The 14255-nt window shown below is 54.4% G+C and carries 12 protein-coding genes and 1 tRNA gene; 9 read left to right on the top strand and 4 right to left on the bottom strand.

The window, feature by feature from the left end:
• Window positions 1-47: 47 nt before the first annotated feature.
• From ugpC to argE, 5 genes are all read left to right on the top strand, one after another.
• Window positions 48-1127: a sn-glycerol-3-phosphate ABC transporter ATP-binding protein UgpC gene (gene ugpC / locus ABJH13_RS00065; RefSeq protein WP_348404191.1), complete on the top strand. Its 1080-nt coding sequence runs from the start codon at window positions 48-50 to the stop codon at window positions 1125-1127.
• Window positions 1127-1942, top strand: coding sequence for a formylglycine-generating enzyme family protein (locus tag ABJH13_RS00060; protein WP_348404165.1), 816 nt, complete (start codon window positions 1127-1129; stop codon window positions 1940-1942). The genes ugpC and ABJH13_RS00060 overlap by 1 nt, the downstream gene beginning before the upstream one ends.
• 457 nt (window positions 1943-2399) lie before the next feature.
• Entirely contained in the window at window positions 2400-3773 is a 1374-nt protein-coding gene (locus ABJH13_RS00055; protein WP_348404164.1) for an aminotransferase class III-fold pyridoxal phosphate-dependent enzyme, read from the top strand.
• The gene (locus ABJH13_RS00050) at window positions 3773-4951 is read left to right on the top strand and encodes a M24 family metallopeptidase (protein ID WP_348404163.1); all 1179 of its coding nucleotides are present in this window, start codon (window positions 3773-3775) and stop codon (window positions 4949-4951) included. The genes ABJH13_RS00055 and ABJH13_RS00050 overlap by 1 nt, the downstream gene beginning before the upstream one ends.
• Window positions 4952-4955: 4 nt before the next feature.
• A complete protein-coding gene (gene argE / locus ABJH13_RS00045) occupies window positions 4956-6149 on the top strand; it encodes an acetylornithine deacetylase (protein ID WP_348404162.1) in 1194 nt (397 codons plus the stop codon).
• A gap of 390 nt (window positions 6150-6539) precedes the next feature.
• Here argE and yidD read toward each other — a convergent pair whose 3' ends face one another.
• From yidD to rpmH, 3 genes are read right to left on the bottom strand one after another with little or no spacing between them, the layout of a single operon-like run.
• Window positions 6540-6782: a membrane protein insertion efficiency factor YidD gene (gene yidD / locus ABJH13_RS00040; protein ID WP_348404161.1), complete on the bottom strand. Its 243-nt coding sequence runs from the start codon at window positions 6780-6782 to the stop codon at window positions 6540-6542.
• The gene (gene rnpA, locus ABJH13_RS00035; protein ID WP_348404190.1) at window positions 6779-7192 is read right to left on the bottom strand and encodes a ribonuclease P protein component; all 414 of its coding nucleotides are present in this window, start codon (window positions 7190-7192) and stop codon (window positions 6779-6781) included. Before rnpA ends, yidD begins: the two co-directional genes overlap by 4 nt.
• A 29-nt stretch (window positions 7193-7221) precedes the next feature.
• Entirely contained in the window at window positions 7222-7356 is a 135-nt protein-coding gene (rpmH, locus tag ABJH13_RS00030) for a 50S ribosomal protein L34 (RefSeq protein WP_084350332.1), read from the bottom strand.
• Between the two features lie 319 nt (window positions 7357-7675).
• On the opposite strand from rpmH, the gene ABJH13_RS00025 reads away from it, so the two are divergent.
• The 4 genes from ABJH13_RS00025 to ABJH13_RS00010 all read left to right on the top strand — a co-directional run bounded on the left by ABJH13_RS00025 (window position 7676) and on the right by ABJH13_RS00010 (window position 11462).
• Complete coding sequence (locus ABJH13_RS00025; RefSeq protein WP_348404160.1) at window positions 7676-8410, top strand: VTT domain-containing protein; 735 nt, start codon at window positions 7676-7678, stop codon at window positions 8408-8410.
• Between the two features lie 2 nt (window positions 8411-8412).
• Complete coding sequence (locus ABJH13_RS00020; protein ID WP_348404159.1) at window positions 8413-9831, top strand: FAD-dependent oxidoreductase; 1419 nt, start codon at window positions 8413-8415, stop codon at window positions 9829-9831.
• 13 nt (window positions 9832-9844) lie between these two features.
• Window positions 9845-11272: a HAMP domain-containing sensor histidine kinase gene (locus ABJH13_RS00015; protein ID WP_348404189.1), complete on the top strand. Its 1428-nt coding sequence runs from the start codon at window positions 9845-9847 to the stop codon at window positions 11270-11272.
• Between the two features lie 113 nt (window positions 11273-11385).
• Window positions 11386-11462, top strand: a tRNA-Arg gene (locus ABJH13_RS00010).
• 235 nt (window positions 11463-11697) lie between these two features.
• Here the strand turns inward: ABJH13_RS00010 and ABJH13_RS00005 are convergent.
• Window positions 11698-13905 carry a P-loop NTPase fold protein gene (locus ABJH13_RS00005; RefSeq protein ID WP_348404158.1) on the bottom strand — a complete coding sequence of 736 codons (2208 nt, stop codon included), beginning with the start codon at window positions 13903-13905 and terminating at the stop codon, window positions 11698-11700.
• Window positions 13906-14255 lie beyond the last annotated feature (350 nt).

The following is a 14255-nucleotide window of genomic DNA, read 5'->3' as shown; positions in this document are numbered from 1 at the left end:
CAGAAACCTCGACATTTGGGATATGCCTCACGATGGAAGGACTGCGAATGGCCACTGTAACGCTCAACGGAATTCAGAAATCCTTTGGCAAAGTCGATGTGATCCACGGTATCTCGCTTGATATTGCTCAAGGCGAGTTTGTGGCGCTTGTCGGGCCTTCCGGCTGCGGCAAATCAACACTCTTGCGCATGATCGCGGGGCTTGAAGACCCTTCCGCTGGCGAAATTTCGATAGGTGGAAACGTCGTAAACGACCGCCTGCCAAAGGATCGGCAGATCGCGATGGTGTTCCAGTCTTACGCGCTCTATCCGCATATGACTGTGCGCGAAAACATGTCTTTTGCTCTTGATCTTGAGAAACGACCAAAGACCGAGATTGAGGCGGCTGTGAGGGAGGCCAGTGCGATCCTTGGTCTTGATGACTATCTGGATCGTCGCCCAAAGGCTCTCTCTGGTGGGCAACGGCAGCGCGTTGCGATGGGCCGCGCGATTGTGCGCAACCCAGAGGTATTCTTGTTTGACGAGCCGCTCTCAAACCTTGACGCAAAGCTGCGCACCACCATGCGCAAAGAGGTCAAGCGGCTCCATCAACGTCTCAAGACCACATCCATTTATGTAACCCACGACCAGACCGAAGCCATGACAATGGCGGACCGCATCGTTGTGATGCACGCTGGACGGATTGAACAAGTGGGCACGCCGCTTGAACTCTACAACGCCCCCGACAACCTATTCGTCGCGAGCTTTATAGGTGCGCCGCAAATGAATTTGCTCACAGGGAGGGTTGTCGCGAAAAACGGCGGTTTTGTCATGATGCATGAAACTGCCGAACTTGCGCTGCCCAATGGTCTGCCGCTGACGGATGGTCAAGATATCATCCTTGGCATCCGACCAGAGCATCTGCGCGTCGCCCCAAACGGCCCGCTGCAAGCGACCGTAGAAGTCATTGAACCGATGGGAAGTGAAACTCACTTAACCTGTGAAATCGGTGGCACAGAAATGCGTTTGGTCGAGGCGGCTGACCTCGATACCCAGCCGGGTGCTGTGATCAACCTGTCGTTTGACGCGGCAAAGGTGCATGTTTTTGACACCCAAAGTGAAGCACGACTGATCCACAGCGAGGAGTAATGACGACTAAATCGACACCTATGATGTCGCTTGATGGTGGGCAATTCTTGATGGGGTCGGATCGCCATTATCCAGAAGAGGCCCCCGCACGGATAGTCGAGGTGGCCCCGTTTCAGATAGATACTGCTGCGGTAACCAATGACGCCTTCGCCGCGTTTGTTGCAGCGACAGGGTATATCACCACAAGCGAACGTCCCAACGACAAAGAGAATAAAGTTGCGGGCTCATTCGTTTTTCAAATGACGAAAGGCCCCGTTAGCTTGCTTGACCCAAACCAATGGTGGCAGTTCGTGCCGGGAGCGAATTGGAGGCACCCTGAAGGACCGCAGAGCAATCTCGTTAAGCGCGGTTTGCACCCCGTGGTGAACGTCTCTTTTATCGACGCCTTAGCCTATGCCAACTGGGCTGGAAAATCTCTCCCATCCGAAGCTCAATGGGAATTTGCCGCCACGATCGCCGCGTCAGATCGGCTCGATATGAATATTTGGCGTGGTGATTTCCCCCACCGAAACGAAAGAACCGGCATGCCACCCTTTACAGTCCCGTCACGCAACAATGACACCCCGCGCAGTAGGCTTCACAATATGCTGGGTAACGTGTGGGAATGGACGACAGACCCGTTTTCACAAACATCAACAGGTCGGCCAAACTGCTGCGTTCCAGAACCCCAATCCTCGCAAGACACCCGCATCCTGAAGGGCGGATCATACCTTTGCGCAGAAAGCTATTGCCGCAGATACCGACCCGCAGCGCGGATAGCCCACGCCGAAACGAGCGCGACAAGCCATATCGGGTTTCGATGTGTTGCCGGATGAAGGATAGCCTGTGACGGATACAGGTTTCTATCTCGGGTTTGGATCTGTCAGGGTTTTGTGCCCTAGCATGTGCTATCAGGTAATAGGATCGTCAGCTAACTACTTAGGTCCAAGCCCACAGGTCAGCGCGATGCATCTTGGCTGAATTTATCTCTCCGTTTAGTCTCATAGTCCATCTCCTTTGTCGCAGTAAATGTTGCCAAAGGAGCAGTATCAAACCGCGGCAGGTCTAGGATTCCCCAAAAAGGCAAGTATCTTTTTCAACACCGAAATTCTGCATTCCTAACGCGCCTTCTTTCATCTACAATGAAAGGACCTTGGCAATAAAGGCATTGTGCGCTGCTGCTTTGGTGAGCGGAGCTTCCCGCCCATTGCAAGGTCGATCAGTCGAACTTGGCGCGCAAACGGCTCCCTTCATGTAACTTCGCTCAATTGAGCCGAAACAAGGAGACCAGCCATGCTGCACAACGATAAACTTGAAGAATGGGATCGCGAGAACTTCTTTCATCCCTCGACACATCTTGCTGAATTTGCGCGTGGGAATGTCCCGCATCGCGTCATCACTGGCGGTGTGGATTGCCAAATCGAAGACCGTGACGGTAACCGCCTGCTGGATGCTTTTGCCGGGCTTTATTGTGTGAACGTGGGCTATGGTCGCAAGGAGATCGCCGAAGCGATTGCGGCTCAGGCAAGCGAGTTGGCCTATTATCATTCCTACGTCGGTCACGGCACAGAGGCGTCGATCACATTGGCCAAGATGGTCTTGGACCGTGCGCCGGATAACATGTCCAAGGTCTATTTCGGGCTGTCAGGATCGGATGCCAACGAAACCAACATCAAGCTGATCTGGTACTACAACAACATCCTTGGTCGTCCCCAGAAAAAGAAAATCATCTCGCGCTGGCGTGGATATCACGGGTCCGGTCTGATGACAGGGTCCTTGACGGGGCTAGAGTTGTTTCACAAGAAATTCGACCTGCCCTTGACCCAAGTCCTGCATACCACTGCGCCGGACTACTTCCGCCGTGCCGATCTGGGACAATCTGAGGCGCAATTTGTGGCACAATGTGTGGCCGACCTTGAGGCGCAGATCGAAACCGAAGGCGCAGATACCATCGCAGCCTTCATTGGCGAGCCGTTGCTAGGCACCGGTGGTATTGTGCCACCTCCCGCAGGCTACTGGCCCGCGATCCAGGGTGTTCTCGACAAACACGATATCTTGCTGGTCGCCGATGAAGTTGTCACCGGTTTTGGCCGTTTGGGCAGCATGTTCGGTTCTGATCATTACGGTATGAAACCCGATCTGATCACCATCGCGAAAGGTCTCACGTCGGCCTATGCGCCGTTGTCGGGGTCCATCGTGTCTGACAAAATGTGGAAGGTGCTTGAACAGGGGACCGATGAAAATGGCCCCATCGGCCACGGTTGGACCTATTCTGCGCACCCTATCGGCGCAGCCGCAGGTGTTGCCAACCTGAGCCTGATCGACAGCCTTGGGTTGGTTGAGAACGCAGGCACCGTCGGCGCGGACCTGAATGCCAAAATGCGTGATGCACTGGGGGGCCACGACCACGTCGGCGATGTGCGCGGCGAAGGAATGATCTGTGCCCTAGAATTCGTCAAGGATAAGACAGACCGCGTGTTTTATGACCCTGCTGACAAGATCGGCCCACAGATTGCCGCGAAGCTGTTGGAACAAGACCAGATCATCGCGCGTGCCATGCCGCAAGGTGACATTTTGGGTTTTGCGCCGCCTTTTTGCCTGACAACGCAGCAGGTTGATCAGATCGTCGCTGCCACGGAACGCGCCGTGAAGGCGGTGTTGGGGTGATGGGTCAGGCCCCTTTTGATGCGGCGGAATACGACCGCCGCCTAACGCTGACACGCAAGGCGATGCAAGAGGTGGGCCTTGATGCGATATTCGTCACTGATCCGTCCAATCAGGCGTGGCTGACAGGGTATGACGGTTGGTCGTTTTACGTGCATCAGGGCGTTATCGTCACCCAACAGGGTGAGCCGATTTGGTGGGGTCGCCACATGGACATGATGGGAGGGCGGCGGACCTGTTGGATGGATCACGCCAACGTCCTTGGCTATGGCGATCATTATGTGCAATCCAACGAATTCCACCCCATGCAGGACTTGGCTTCTGTTTTGAAGAGCCGCGGTCTTGAAAGCGCACGCGTCGGCGTCGAGATGGAGAATTATTACTATTCCGCAAAGGCCCATGCGGTGTTGGCCAGCGAAATGCCTGACGCGCAATTGCAAGACGCGACCGGCCTTGTGAACTGGCAGCGCCTTGTAAAGTCAAAAGCCGAAATTGGGTTCATTCGAAAGGCGGCGCGGATATCCGAGAAAGTCATGCACGTGGCGCTTGAACGGGCAGCTCCGGGTGTGCGCAAAAACGATCTTGTTGCGGACATCATGCACGCGGGTATCACAGGTGTTGGTGATGATTGGGGCGACTATCCAGCCATTGTTCCACTGTCACCCTCGGGCCTGGATGCAACCGCTGCCCATCTGACGTGGAACGGTGATCAGATGCGGACGGGTGAAGCGACGTTTTTTGAACTGTCTGGATGCTATCGCCGCTACCATGCGCCGTTGTGCCGTACGATATTTCTGGGAACACCATCAGATGAGATGAAGCGCATCGAGGCGGCACAATTAGAAGGCATTGCCGCGGGGCTGGACGCAGCCCGCGTGGGCAACCAGACGTGCGATATTGCGAATGCCTTTATGGGCGTCATGGCAAAACACGGGATCGAACGCAAAGGGCGCATGGGCTATCCGATCGGGCTGAGTTATCCGCCGGATTGGGGTGAACGCACAGCATCCATTCGCAGCGAGGATGAAACGATTTTACAGGCAGGTATGGTGTTTCATTTCATGCCCGCGCTTTGGATGAATGATTGGGGGTTAGAAACCACCGAGACTATTCTCATCGCCGACGATGGTCCAGCGCAGACGCTGTGCGATGTGGACCGCAAGCTATTCGTTAAAGGATGATGGCATGCTGAAAACCACCACCGATATTCTGCGCGATCTGGTCGCATTTCCCACCGTGTCATCTGACAGCAATCTGGAAATGATCGCCTATATCGCGCAACGCCTTGAGGACTGCGGGGCCGACGTGCAGCTGTTCAGGGACCTCAGCGGCAAAAAGGCCAACCTTTTTGCTACTATCGGCCCTCAGATCGATGGCGGACTTGTTTTGTCGGGCCATAGTGACGTCGTGCCTGTCGTTGATCAGGAGTGGGCAACAGATCCGTTCACGATGGTCGAGCAGGATGGAAAGCTCTTTGGGCGCGGGACGTGCGACATGAAGGGATTTATCGCCGCGGCTTTGGCCATGGCCCCGACATTTGCGCACGCTCAAATCAAGCGCCCTGTGCATTTCGCCTTTACCTATGATGAAGAAGTCGGATGCATTGGCGCCGGGCATTTGATGGCATCTTTGGAACAGATGGGCCTGCGCCCTAGCGTTGCGATCATCGGAGAACCGACCGAGATGCGGGTCATCGAAGGGCACAAGGGGTGCTACGAATACACAACACGTTTTCAGGGCCTCGAAGGCCATGGATCCGACCCGGATTTGGGCGTAAATGCGGTGGAATATGCCGTGCGCTATGTGGCGCATTTGCTGGGATTAAAAGAGCAGTTGCGTGACATGACCCCGGCTAACAGCCCCTTTGCTCCGCCTTGGACAACAGTGAATGTAGGCGCATTGCAAGGTGGAACGGTTCACAACGTGATCGCCTCCAAAGCGCATGTTGATTGGGAAATGCGCCCAGTGCAGGCCTCTGATGCCGAATTCATCAAATCCGAACTCAAAGCGTATTGCGAGGATATTTTGCTTCCCCAGATGCAAGCTACTTTCCCTCAGTCCTCCATCAAGACAGAAACCGTCGGCGAGATTGATGGATTGGTGCCTACACCAGAAAACGAGGCCCGGAATATTGTGTTTGAACTAACAGGATGCAATCACGCTGGTGTTGTGCCCTTTGGCACAGAGGCGGGGATTTACCAGAACAGCGGCATGGATGTTGTCGTTTGCGGCCCTGGTTCGATTGAGCAAGCACACAAAGCTGATGAATATGTGGCCATAGATCAGCTAGCAAAGTGTCTTGCTATGTTGGAAAATCTTGCGGCAACGCGCGCTGAAACATCACCTTGTACCCAAGGCGGGCCTGAACGCGTGCTTTAACGCCAAACGTGATATGTGGGGCATTCGAAGAGTTCGCCAGACAGGTCCATATCGACCAGAGGCCCGCGTGGAAGAAGCCAGCAATGGATCACGATTATGTCCGCCCAAGATTGGCCCTATGCCGATTGACAGCCTGCATGAACCCGACATGCCTGTATCTTGACCACCGAAGGCGGAATTGATCAGGATCACCTCGATGTTGACCAATGTACCGCTGTGGATATTCGTTCGTTGTATTGTTCATCGTCCACTCCTCGGTGGTTGCGATGAGCAACAAACCTTCTCCTAGCAAATAGAGTTATTTGGACCACAGGCGCTGACGTCAGATAGGCTTAAGGATATCGCAGTTCTAAAATGTGGTATCACATGAGCACCGCATATAAAAATGCGCTACTTGCCATCGTCGGATGTTGTCTTGGGGATCGGGTCATAGCCGCTTTTTCCAAAGGGATGGCAGCGAGCGATTCGGCGCAGGGCCAACCAGCCGCCTTTGATCGCGCCGTGTTGGGACAGCGCTTCCAGCGCATAGGCGCTGCAAGTCGGCTGATACCGGCAATTGTGGCCCACCCACGGGCTGAAAACTAAACGATAAGCTCGAACTGGTAGACTAAACACATAGGCAAGCGGGCTCATGTCAGCCGTGCGTGCAGGCGGTCAATCGCCTTGCGTAAATCGGTTTGCAACTGATCAAACGGCAGGTCAGCCGTCTGCGTCTTTCGCCCAATCAGGACATAATCCAAACCCGTGCGCCCTGTGCTGGGCAGGACATAGCGCGCAATTTCCCGTAGCCTTCGTTTGGCACGGTTACGCGCAACCGCATTGCCAACCTTTTTCGAACAGGTGTAGCCGACGCGCATACCTTTTGCTTCGTCTTGGTGCCGCGCACGGACTTGCAAGACAAAACCCGGCATAGCAACACGCAGCGCGCGGGATGCCCGTTGGAAATCAGCGCGTTTGTTAAGGGTCTCAAAACGCAAAGAAACCGCCGCTCTCTCATCGTGCTCCGGTGTGGTGCGAACGAGAGGAGAGTGCGACGGTGTCATATCTATCAACGGTGCCCCAAGGCGCCCGGTTACGCGCTGAGCGACTTCCGGCCTTGAGCGCGACGCGCGTTCAGGATTTTGCGGCCTGCTTTTGTTGCCATGCGCGCGCGGAACCCGTGGCGCCGTTTGCGCACGAGATTTGAGGGTTGAAAGGTGCGTTTCATCGCTCCGTCTCCATATCTGCTGCCCGGTGGCGCGGAATCAGAGCCCGCCGGATGTCTATTCGAAGCCCGTCCCTAAAGTGGTCTGGGCCCCAAGTCAAACCCCCAAGGCAGCAATCGTCCGCAATATTGCAACATTTCCATCACCATTGGTGTAACTGGCCGTCAACTTGTTTCAATTATGCCGGTTTTCGGGCCTTAGTCCGCGTCTGGTCTCACGGGCGATCAAGCGCCCGTGAACACCCTATCGTTGTGGCTCTTGAACCGTCATTTAGCTACTGAATTGTAACGCCCGGTCGAAGAGGAAAGTGGAGTGACAGATATGACGGATAACCCAAAATCTCAGCCAAAGTCAGGTTTTATGAGGTATTTGCCACTTATTGTGATCTTTGGTGTGGCTATGGTAGGGGCCTTTACCCTGCGCGATTACATCAGCTTTGACGCCCTGCGGGACAATCGTGAAGCGCTGATCGCGTTTCGAGACGGGAACTTCATGCTCACGGCGCTGGTGTTTTTGCTGGCGTATATCGTGATCGTCGCGTTTTCCCTGCCCGGTGCGCTTATCGCGACGCTCACTGGGGGGTTCTTGTTCGGCACCTTGGGCGGTGCTGCGCTCAGCGTAACGGCGGCAACCACAGGGGCGGCCGTGATCTTTTTGGCCGCACGTTATGGGCTGGGCGAAAAGCTAAAGGCGCGGATGGATGCGTCGCAAGGGACGGTGCGCAAGATCAAAGAAGGCATCGACGATAACCAATGGTCGATGTTGTTTTTCCTGCGCCTTGTGCCTGTCGTCCCGTTTTTCGTGGCCAATTTGGTGCCTGCGTTCTTGGCCGTTCCACTGCATCGCTTTGTTATCTCTACCTTCCTGGGGATCATTCCGGGGTCTTTGGTCTATGCGTCTGTGGGCGCGGGGCTGGGCACTGTGTTTGAACGGGGTGAGACGCCCAATTTCGGGATCATATTTGAACCGCATATTCTGGCTCCTATTCTCGGGCTCAGCGCGCTGTCGTTGTTGCCGGTGCTGATCAAGGCCGTCACGGGCAAGAAGGAACTGTAAGCATGACACGACTTAAAACCGATGTGTTGATTATTGGCGCAGGGTCCGGCGGGTTGTCTGTGGCCGCGGGTGCCGTGCAAATGGGCGCAGATGTGGTTCTGCTCGAAGGGCACGAAATGGGCGGCGACTGCCTGAACTACGGGTGCGTTCCGTCCAAGGCGTTGATCGCCAGCGGAAAGGCCGCCTACGCCCAACAACACGCCGCGCAATACGGCGTCGCGGACGCACCCGGCACGGTCGATTACGCAGCGGCCAAAGATCATGTGGCTGATGTTATCGCCCAGATCGCGCCAGTCGACAGCCAGGAGCGGTTTGAGGCGCTTGGCGTCAAGGTGATCCGGGCGTTTGGTCATTTTATCTCTCCGACCGAGGTGCAGGCGGGCGACGTCACAATCACCGCGCGGCGCATTGTCATTGCGACAGGCTCTTCGCCGTTGGTTCCGCCTATTCCCGGCCTCGACAGCGTCCCGTTTGAGACAAACGAAACCTTGTTTAACCTGCGCGACAAACCCGACCATTTGTTGATTATCGGCGGCGGGCCTATTGGCATGGAAATGGCGCAGGCACATACTCGGCTGGGCAGCAAAGTCACCGTGATCGAGGGCGCAAAGGCATTAGGCAAAGATGACCCTGAGCTGGCCGATGTGGTCCTGAACAGCCTGCGCGATGAGGGCGTCGTGATCGAAGAAGACGCCAAAGCTGCTGAAATCAAAGGCACCGCCGGCGCCATTGAGGTGCTGACCGAAGATGGGCGATCAATCAAAGGCACCCATTTGCTGATGGCGGTTGGCCGCAAACCCAACACGGGCAAGTTGAATCTCGACGCTGCGGGGATCAAGCCCACACGCGCCGGCATAGAGGTTGACGCGGGCCTGCGCACCACGAACCGCCGTGTCTATGCGATCGGTGATGTGGCAGGCGGGCTGCAATTTACCCACGTGGCGGGTTACCACGCGGGGGTGATCATCCGGTCTATGCTGTTTGGGCTGCCCTCCAAGGCCAAAACCGCGCATATACCGTGGGCCACCTATACGGATCCTGAATTGGCGCAGGTTGGTTTGACAGAGGCGCAGGCCAAAGCCGAACACGGAAGCCAGTTGGAAGTTGTGCGGTTTCCCTACGAACACAATGATCGCGCGATTGCCGAACGCAAAACCAAAGGGCTGATCAAAGTGATGGTGCACAAGGGACGCCCTGTTGGCGTGTCGATCGTGGGGTATCAAGCGGGGGAACTGATTAACCTTTGGGCGCTTGCCTTGGCAAATCGCATGAAGATGAGCCAAGTCGCGGCCATGGTTGCCCCCTATCCCACGATTGGTGAAATCAACAAGCGTGCGGCTGGGGCGTATTTTGGCCCACGTTTGTTTGAAAATCCAACCGTCAAACGCGTTGTCGGGGTTGTCCAACGCTTCATCCCGTGAAACGTTAACCCTCATGTTCAATTCGCTGTCCGGACGTCTCGTTGTATTGACCACCATCTTTGTGATGTTGGCTGAAATTCTGATTTTCGTGCCATCTATCGCGCGATTCCGGGAAGATTACCTTATGAACCGGCTAGAGCGCGCGCAGATTGCGTCGCTCGCGCTGCTGGCCGACGACATGATTGATCGCGAACTCGAAGCGGAGTTGTTGGAAAACGCCGGGGTGTTCAATGTGGTGCTGCGCCGTGATCAGGTGCGCCAACTTATGCTGGCGTCTGACCTGCCGCAGCCGATATCACAAACGTTCGACATACGTGACAACAGCGCGGCTCTTTTGATCAGGGACGCAATGGCCCGCCTTGTCGCGCCAGAAAACGAGGTGATCCGCGTGATCGGGGCGCCGGTGCGCGACGCCGGTTTGTTGATCGAGATTACCGTCGAAACAGCACCGCTGCGTGCTGCAATGATCGACTATGGGGTGCGCATTCTGGTCCTGTCGGCCGTCATTTCCATCTTTACGGCGTTTCTTTTGTTTTTGGCGATGCGGGCGTTATTGCTCAAACCGATCAAAGGAGTGGTGGGGCATATGCAAAACTATGCCGCCGCCCCGGAAGATGGGCGGCGCATTATTACGCCATCGGCAAGTGTGACTGAATTGCGCGAAGCCGAAGAAGCCTTGCAAACTCTCGAAACGGATCTGACCCAAGCCTTGCGCCAAAAAGAGCGCCTAGCGCAGCTGGGCAGTGCCGTAAGCAAAATCAGCCATGATTTGAGGAATATTCTCACGTCTGCGCAACTGTTTACTGACCGGATCGAGATGAGCGAAGACCCGACCGTCAAACGCATGGCCCCGAAATTGGTCAGCAGTATCACGCGGGCTGTGCATCTTTGCGAAAGCACACTGGCCTTCGGTAAGGCAGAGGAGCCGAGCCCAACGTTGACCATGCTGCCGTTGGCGGACCTCGTCGAGGAGGTCATTGATGGTGAACGGCTTGCCATTGGCGACGCCGACGTCAGTTTTTCCTGCGCGGTGCCCTTCGGGATGAACGTGCGCGCGGATCCTGAGCAACTTTACCGTGTGCTGGCCAACCTGATCCGAAATGCAAGGCAGGCCTTGATTTCATTGGCTCGTCCCGGCGAGATCAGCGTGGATGCACGGGAAGACGACACCGCGTGGTGGATCACTGTTTCGGATACAGGGCCTGGCTTGCCAGCCAAAGCGCAAGAGCATCTGTTTACGCCCTTTCAGGGCGGCACCCGCAAAGGCGGAACAGGTCTTGGCCTCGCAATTTCGGCAGAGCTGGTGCGGGCGCACGGCGGCAGTCTAGAGCTTGAGGCAACGAGTGCAGGTGGGACCAGTTTTGTTATGCGTCTGCCGAAAGGGGACGGAACGCTTACCACCCCGTCTGTAGCTGTAAAGGCCGTCGAAATAACGGCTTAGCCCACATGCGGACGGTTCATTGTGCCGCGCGTGGGGGCTAGAGTTAAATAGACGATTATTTTGTCCGATTGGGCTTGCATAACATCGCGGGGACCACTAAACCGCCCCTCAGTGGACCGATAGCTCAGCTGGATAGAGTACTTGACTACGAATCAAGGGGTCGGGGGTTCGAATCCTCCTCGGTCCGCCACTGCCATATTGTAGAACGTCAGACGAATTTGACCTTTACGTCAACAACTGACCCAATTCACTGAAAACGGCATAGCTGACCTTCGTTCAGATTGCAGCGAATGGCGGTTCCGAGCCCATTTTACCGACATTCTGCATAGCAGCCAAAGTCCGCTTTCGGGAAGCGGACGAAATTGCCCCTGAAATCCGGCTCTTACCGAACATTCAACGGTACGTGCGCCGAATGTCTGCTTCGCTCAATGCCTTGATTGCTCAATTGCCGATTGAAGCTCTGCAACTTGATCTGCAAACTCACCATCCTTCAAGCCATCCAAGCGCGCAGTTGTTTCGTCCCAATCAAGAAATCCTTCGACGGCATCTTTGGACAGAGGGTAATAAACTTTGTCGCTCATTGACCATCCCCTGAGATGGTCAAGTATATGAAGAAACCCCTCGTCGGTTTCACTGTATTCTCGAACCCAGTAGACGGCTTGATTATCGCCGGTTATGTTCAACCAACCATATAGGTAGGCTGAAATATCAGGCAGATTTTGTATCAGTTCTTTTGTGGCTTGTTCGTTGACGCGCGCTTTCAAGATTTCTATGGCTTCATCCAGAACATCTTCCGAAATTTCCCATTGGTCCGGACTATCTGCTTCATTGCCGATTTTCCCGTGGCGAAACAGTTGGCTTCTAAAAAACTTGCCAACCAGCCAATTTATGGCCTGTCCTTCCCTTGCTATCTGTCGGACCGTCTCAGCCTGTGTGTCCGGGTTCAGACCATGCAATCGATTTAAGCAACTCTTGATAACGATGTTCGCGATGCTATCGATGGAAATTGAAAACGCACGATGTTCACCAGCTTCTTTCATAGCGCAGTCCATCATTCCGGACAGCGCTTTGACAATACCGACAAGCTGATTTTCATCTAGAACTGATATGCACTCGTCATCTAGTCGGTTCAGCACATGCTCGAACCACGTTTTGCCTGAGCTACGACGCTTCATAACTTCTTCGGCAAGGCGTATAGTCAACTGCGGGACATTTGCTCGCGCCAACTCCAAAAGGCCTTTGAAATCGTCGTCTGACATGACTGTCTTTGGGCCAGTGAGCGCAAAATAAAACCGATAATGCAATGGGCTACCGAGCCTTTTGAGCGTGATAGCTTCGGAAACAGCGGCCGAATTCATCGTGCTAAAAACCCGCTTTTCTGCCTCTTCCACATCAGCGACGCCCGGAATGAAGCGTCCCAAACTCCAGATCGAACGTCCAGAGTCAGGGCCCTTGGAAGGCAAGAGCGTCTTTAACTGTTCACCCATTTGGGCCTTTTCATCACTTGCAACCGTTGCATCTCCTGTTACCAATACTGAGCGCATTGAAAGATACACCTCAAGCCATTGATATAGTTTGTAATTGGTGGTTTTGATCAAGTGTAGACGGCAAAAATCTGGGAAATATACATCGCCTTTTACCTGTGGGAACACAAAACGAATGCTGTTCAATGCAAGTTTGACCTCGCGTGGTGTAGATAGCCCCATTCCTTCTCGGTCGACAGCTGAGCATAAATCTTTGAGTAGTTCGCCGTCAGCGTCAGTCCCCATAACTTCGGCATAGATGGCTTTTGCTTCATCTCGAAATTGGGTGCGAAGATCAAAGGGCTCTGGAAGCGGGATATTGAAGGTGAGTTGCACGATTTTCTGAAGGAAAAGATCACCGTCTGCAACTTTGAGGCCGGTCTTTAGGGCCTGAGCCAAGACTTCACGATCATAACACATCAGGTAAGCAACTCTTGGAAAGTCAGCGACGGAACGAACTAGCCGAACAACCTCAACCGCTTGTTCTGGTTCAAGGCGATCTAAATCATCGAGAATGACAATAAACCCGACATCCAGCTCTTGGATTTTGTGCGCTATTTTTTGCTTTAGTTCGGATGGTGTTGGTCCACCCGGCATCAACTGATCTGCCGCATTTGCAGCGGCTCCTAGTGCATCTCCAAGCAACTGGCCTCCGGGGACGAAGTACCCAGCAACATTCGCAACTGACGCAATCCCGCGGGCAGTCTTTGGACCGTAATCCCTTAGAAGTTGGCCGACTTCGGCCATCTTTTCCTTCGCTGCATTTTCCTGCACGCCATCAGCTGCAGCGATTGCATTCTCTTTTGATTTCAGTATTGCAGCCATCGGTTCCAACAATGACGCGACCATCGATGAAGTATCCCCATTCAACCACGGTGCGATCGTAATGGTATGGATTCCTTCGTCTTGCGCTGCGACAAGTTCGGTTCTGAGAAAGTTCAAGAGAGAAGTCTTTCCCGAACCCCAGCGACCCTCCAGCCCGATGACCATCCCATCGCCCTTTGATGCTTCAACGATTGATGGAGCAAGTCGTTTCGCCATGCCAACAAAGCCGAATTTATCTTCGCCCTCGTTTTCGAGTGCGCGATCTGAATCTAATGCGGTTGGCATGAATTTCCCCAATGTTTATTGCTCAAAGCTATTTATGTTGAGTAACTTGCACTAGAGGAAACTACCATTTCAATTTAGCGTCAGGCCTTCTGAAAGCTGTCGTTCGTGCAGATTGCAGCGAATATCCAGTGTCCGCCCGTGCAGCTTTTCGCTGCGCTGGCAACTTAGCGAAAGCAGCCATTGGTCGGAAAAATCCTAAGGTCTGTTTCGTCCGCACTGCGCCAGTTCATGCGGTACGCAGCGAACGGGCGGTTTAGGTCAGAAATGCTTGACGTTTGGGTCAGTATTGTCTGACGCGGCCCTTTGATTAGATTCAGAAAAACCGCAACATCGAGTCAATGATCCGTGAC

The sequence above is a fragment of the Roseobacter sp. genome (genome assembly GCF_039970775.1).
Classification (GTDB): Bacteria; Pseudomonadota; Alphaproteobacteria; order Rhodobacterales; family Rhodobacteraceae; genus Roseobacter.
This window is presented reverse-complemented; position numbering and strand designations above follow the sequence as displayed.

What these genes read in the sequence shown, in the direction of transcription:
- ABJH13_RS00020 (WP_348404159.1), top strand. Translation starts at nt 8,413, where the DNA reads ATGACACGACTTAAAACCGATGTGTTGATTATTGGCGCAGGGTCCGGC.
- ABJH13_RS00025 (WP_348404160.1), top strand. Translation starts at nt 7,676, where the DNA reads ATGACGGATAACCCAAAATCTCAGCCAAAGTCAGGTTTTATGAGGTAT.
- ABJH13_RS00005 (WP_348404158.1), bottom strand. Translation starts at nt 13,905, where the DNA reads ATGCCAACCGCATTAGATTCAGATCGCGCACTCGAAAACGAGGGCGAA.
- rnpA (WP_348404190.1), bottom strand. Translation starts at nt 7,192, where the DNA reads ATGACACCGTCGCACTCTCCTCTCGTTCGCACCACACCGGAGCACGAT.
- ABJH13_RS00055 (WP_348404164.1), top strand. Translation starts at nt 2,400, where the DNA reads ATGCTGCACAACGATAAACTTGAAGAATGGGATCGCGAGAACTTCTTT.
- argE (WP_348404162.1), top strand. Translation starts at nt 4,956, where the DNA reads ATGCTGAAAACCACCACCGATATTCTGCGCGATCTGGTCGCATTTCCC.
- ABJH13_RS00060 (WP_348404165.1), top strand. Translation starts at nt 1,127, where the DNA reads ATGACGACTAAATCGACACCTATGATGTCGCTTGATGGTGGGCAATTC.
- ugpC (WP_348404191.1), top strand. Translation starts at nt 48, where the DNA reads ATGGCCACTGTAACGCTCAACGGAATTCAGAAATCCTTTGGCAAAGTC.
- ABJH13_RS00015 (WP_348404189.1), top strand. Translation starts at nt 9,845, where the DNA reads ATGTTCAATTCGCTGTCCGGACGTCTCGTTGTATTGACCACCATCTTT.
- yidD (WP_348404161.1), bottom strand. Translation starts at nt 6,782, where the DNA reads ATGAGCCCGCTTGCCTATGTGTTTAGTCTACCAGTTCGAGCTTATCGT.
- ABJH13_RS00050 (WP_348404163.1), top strand. Translation starts at nt 3,773, where the DNA reads ATGGGTCAGGCCCCTTTTGATGCGGCGGAATACGACCGCCGCCTAACG.
- rpmH (WP_084350332.1), bottom strand. Translation starts at nt 7,356, where the DNA reads ATGAAACGCACCTTTCAACCCTCAAATCTCGTGCGCAAACGGCGCCAC.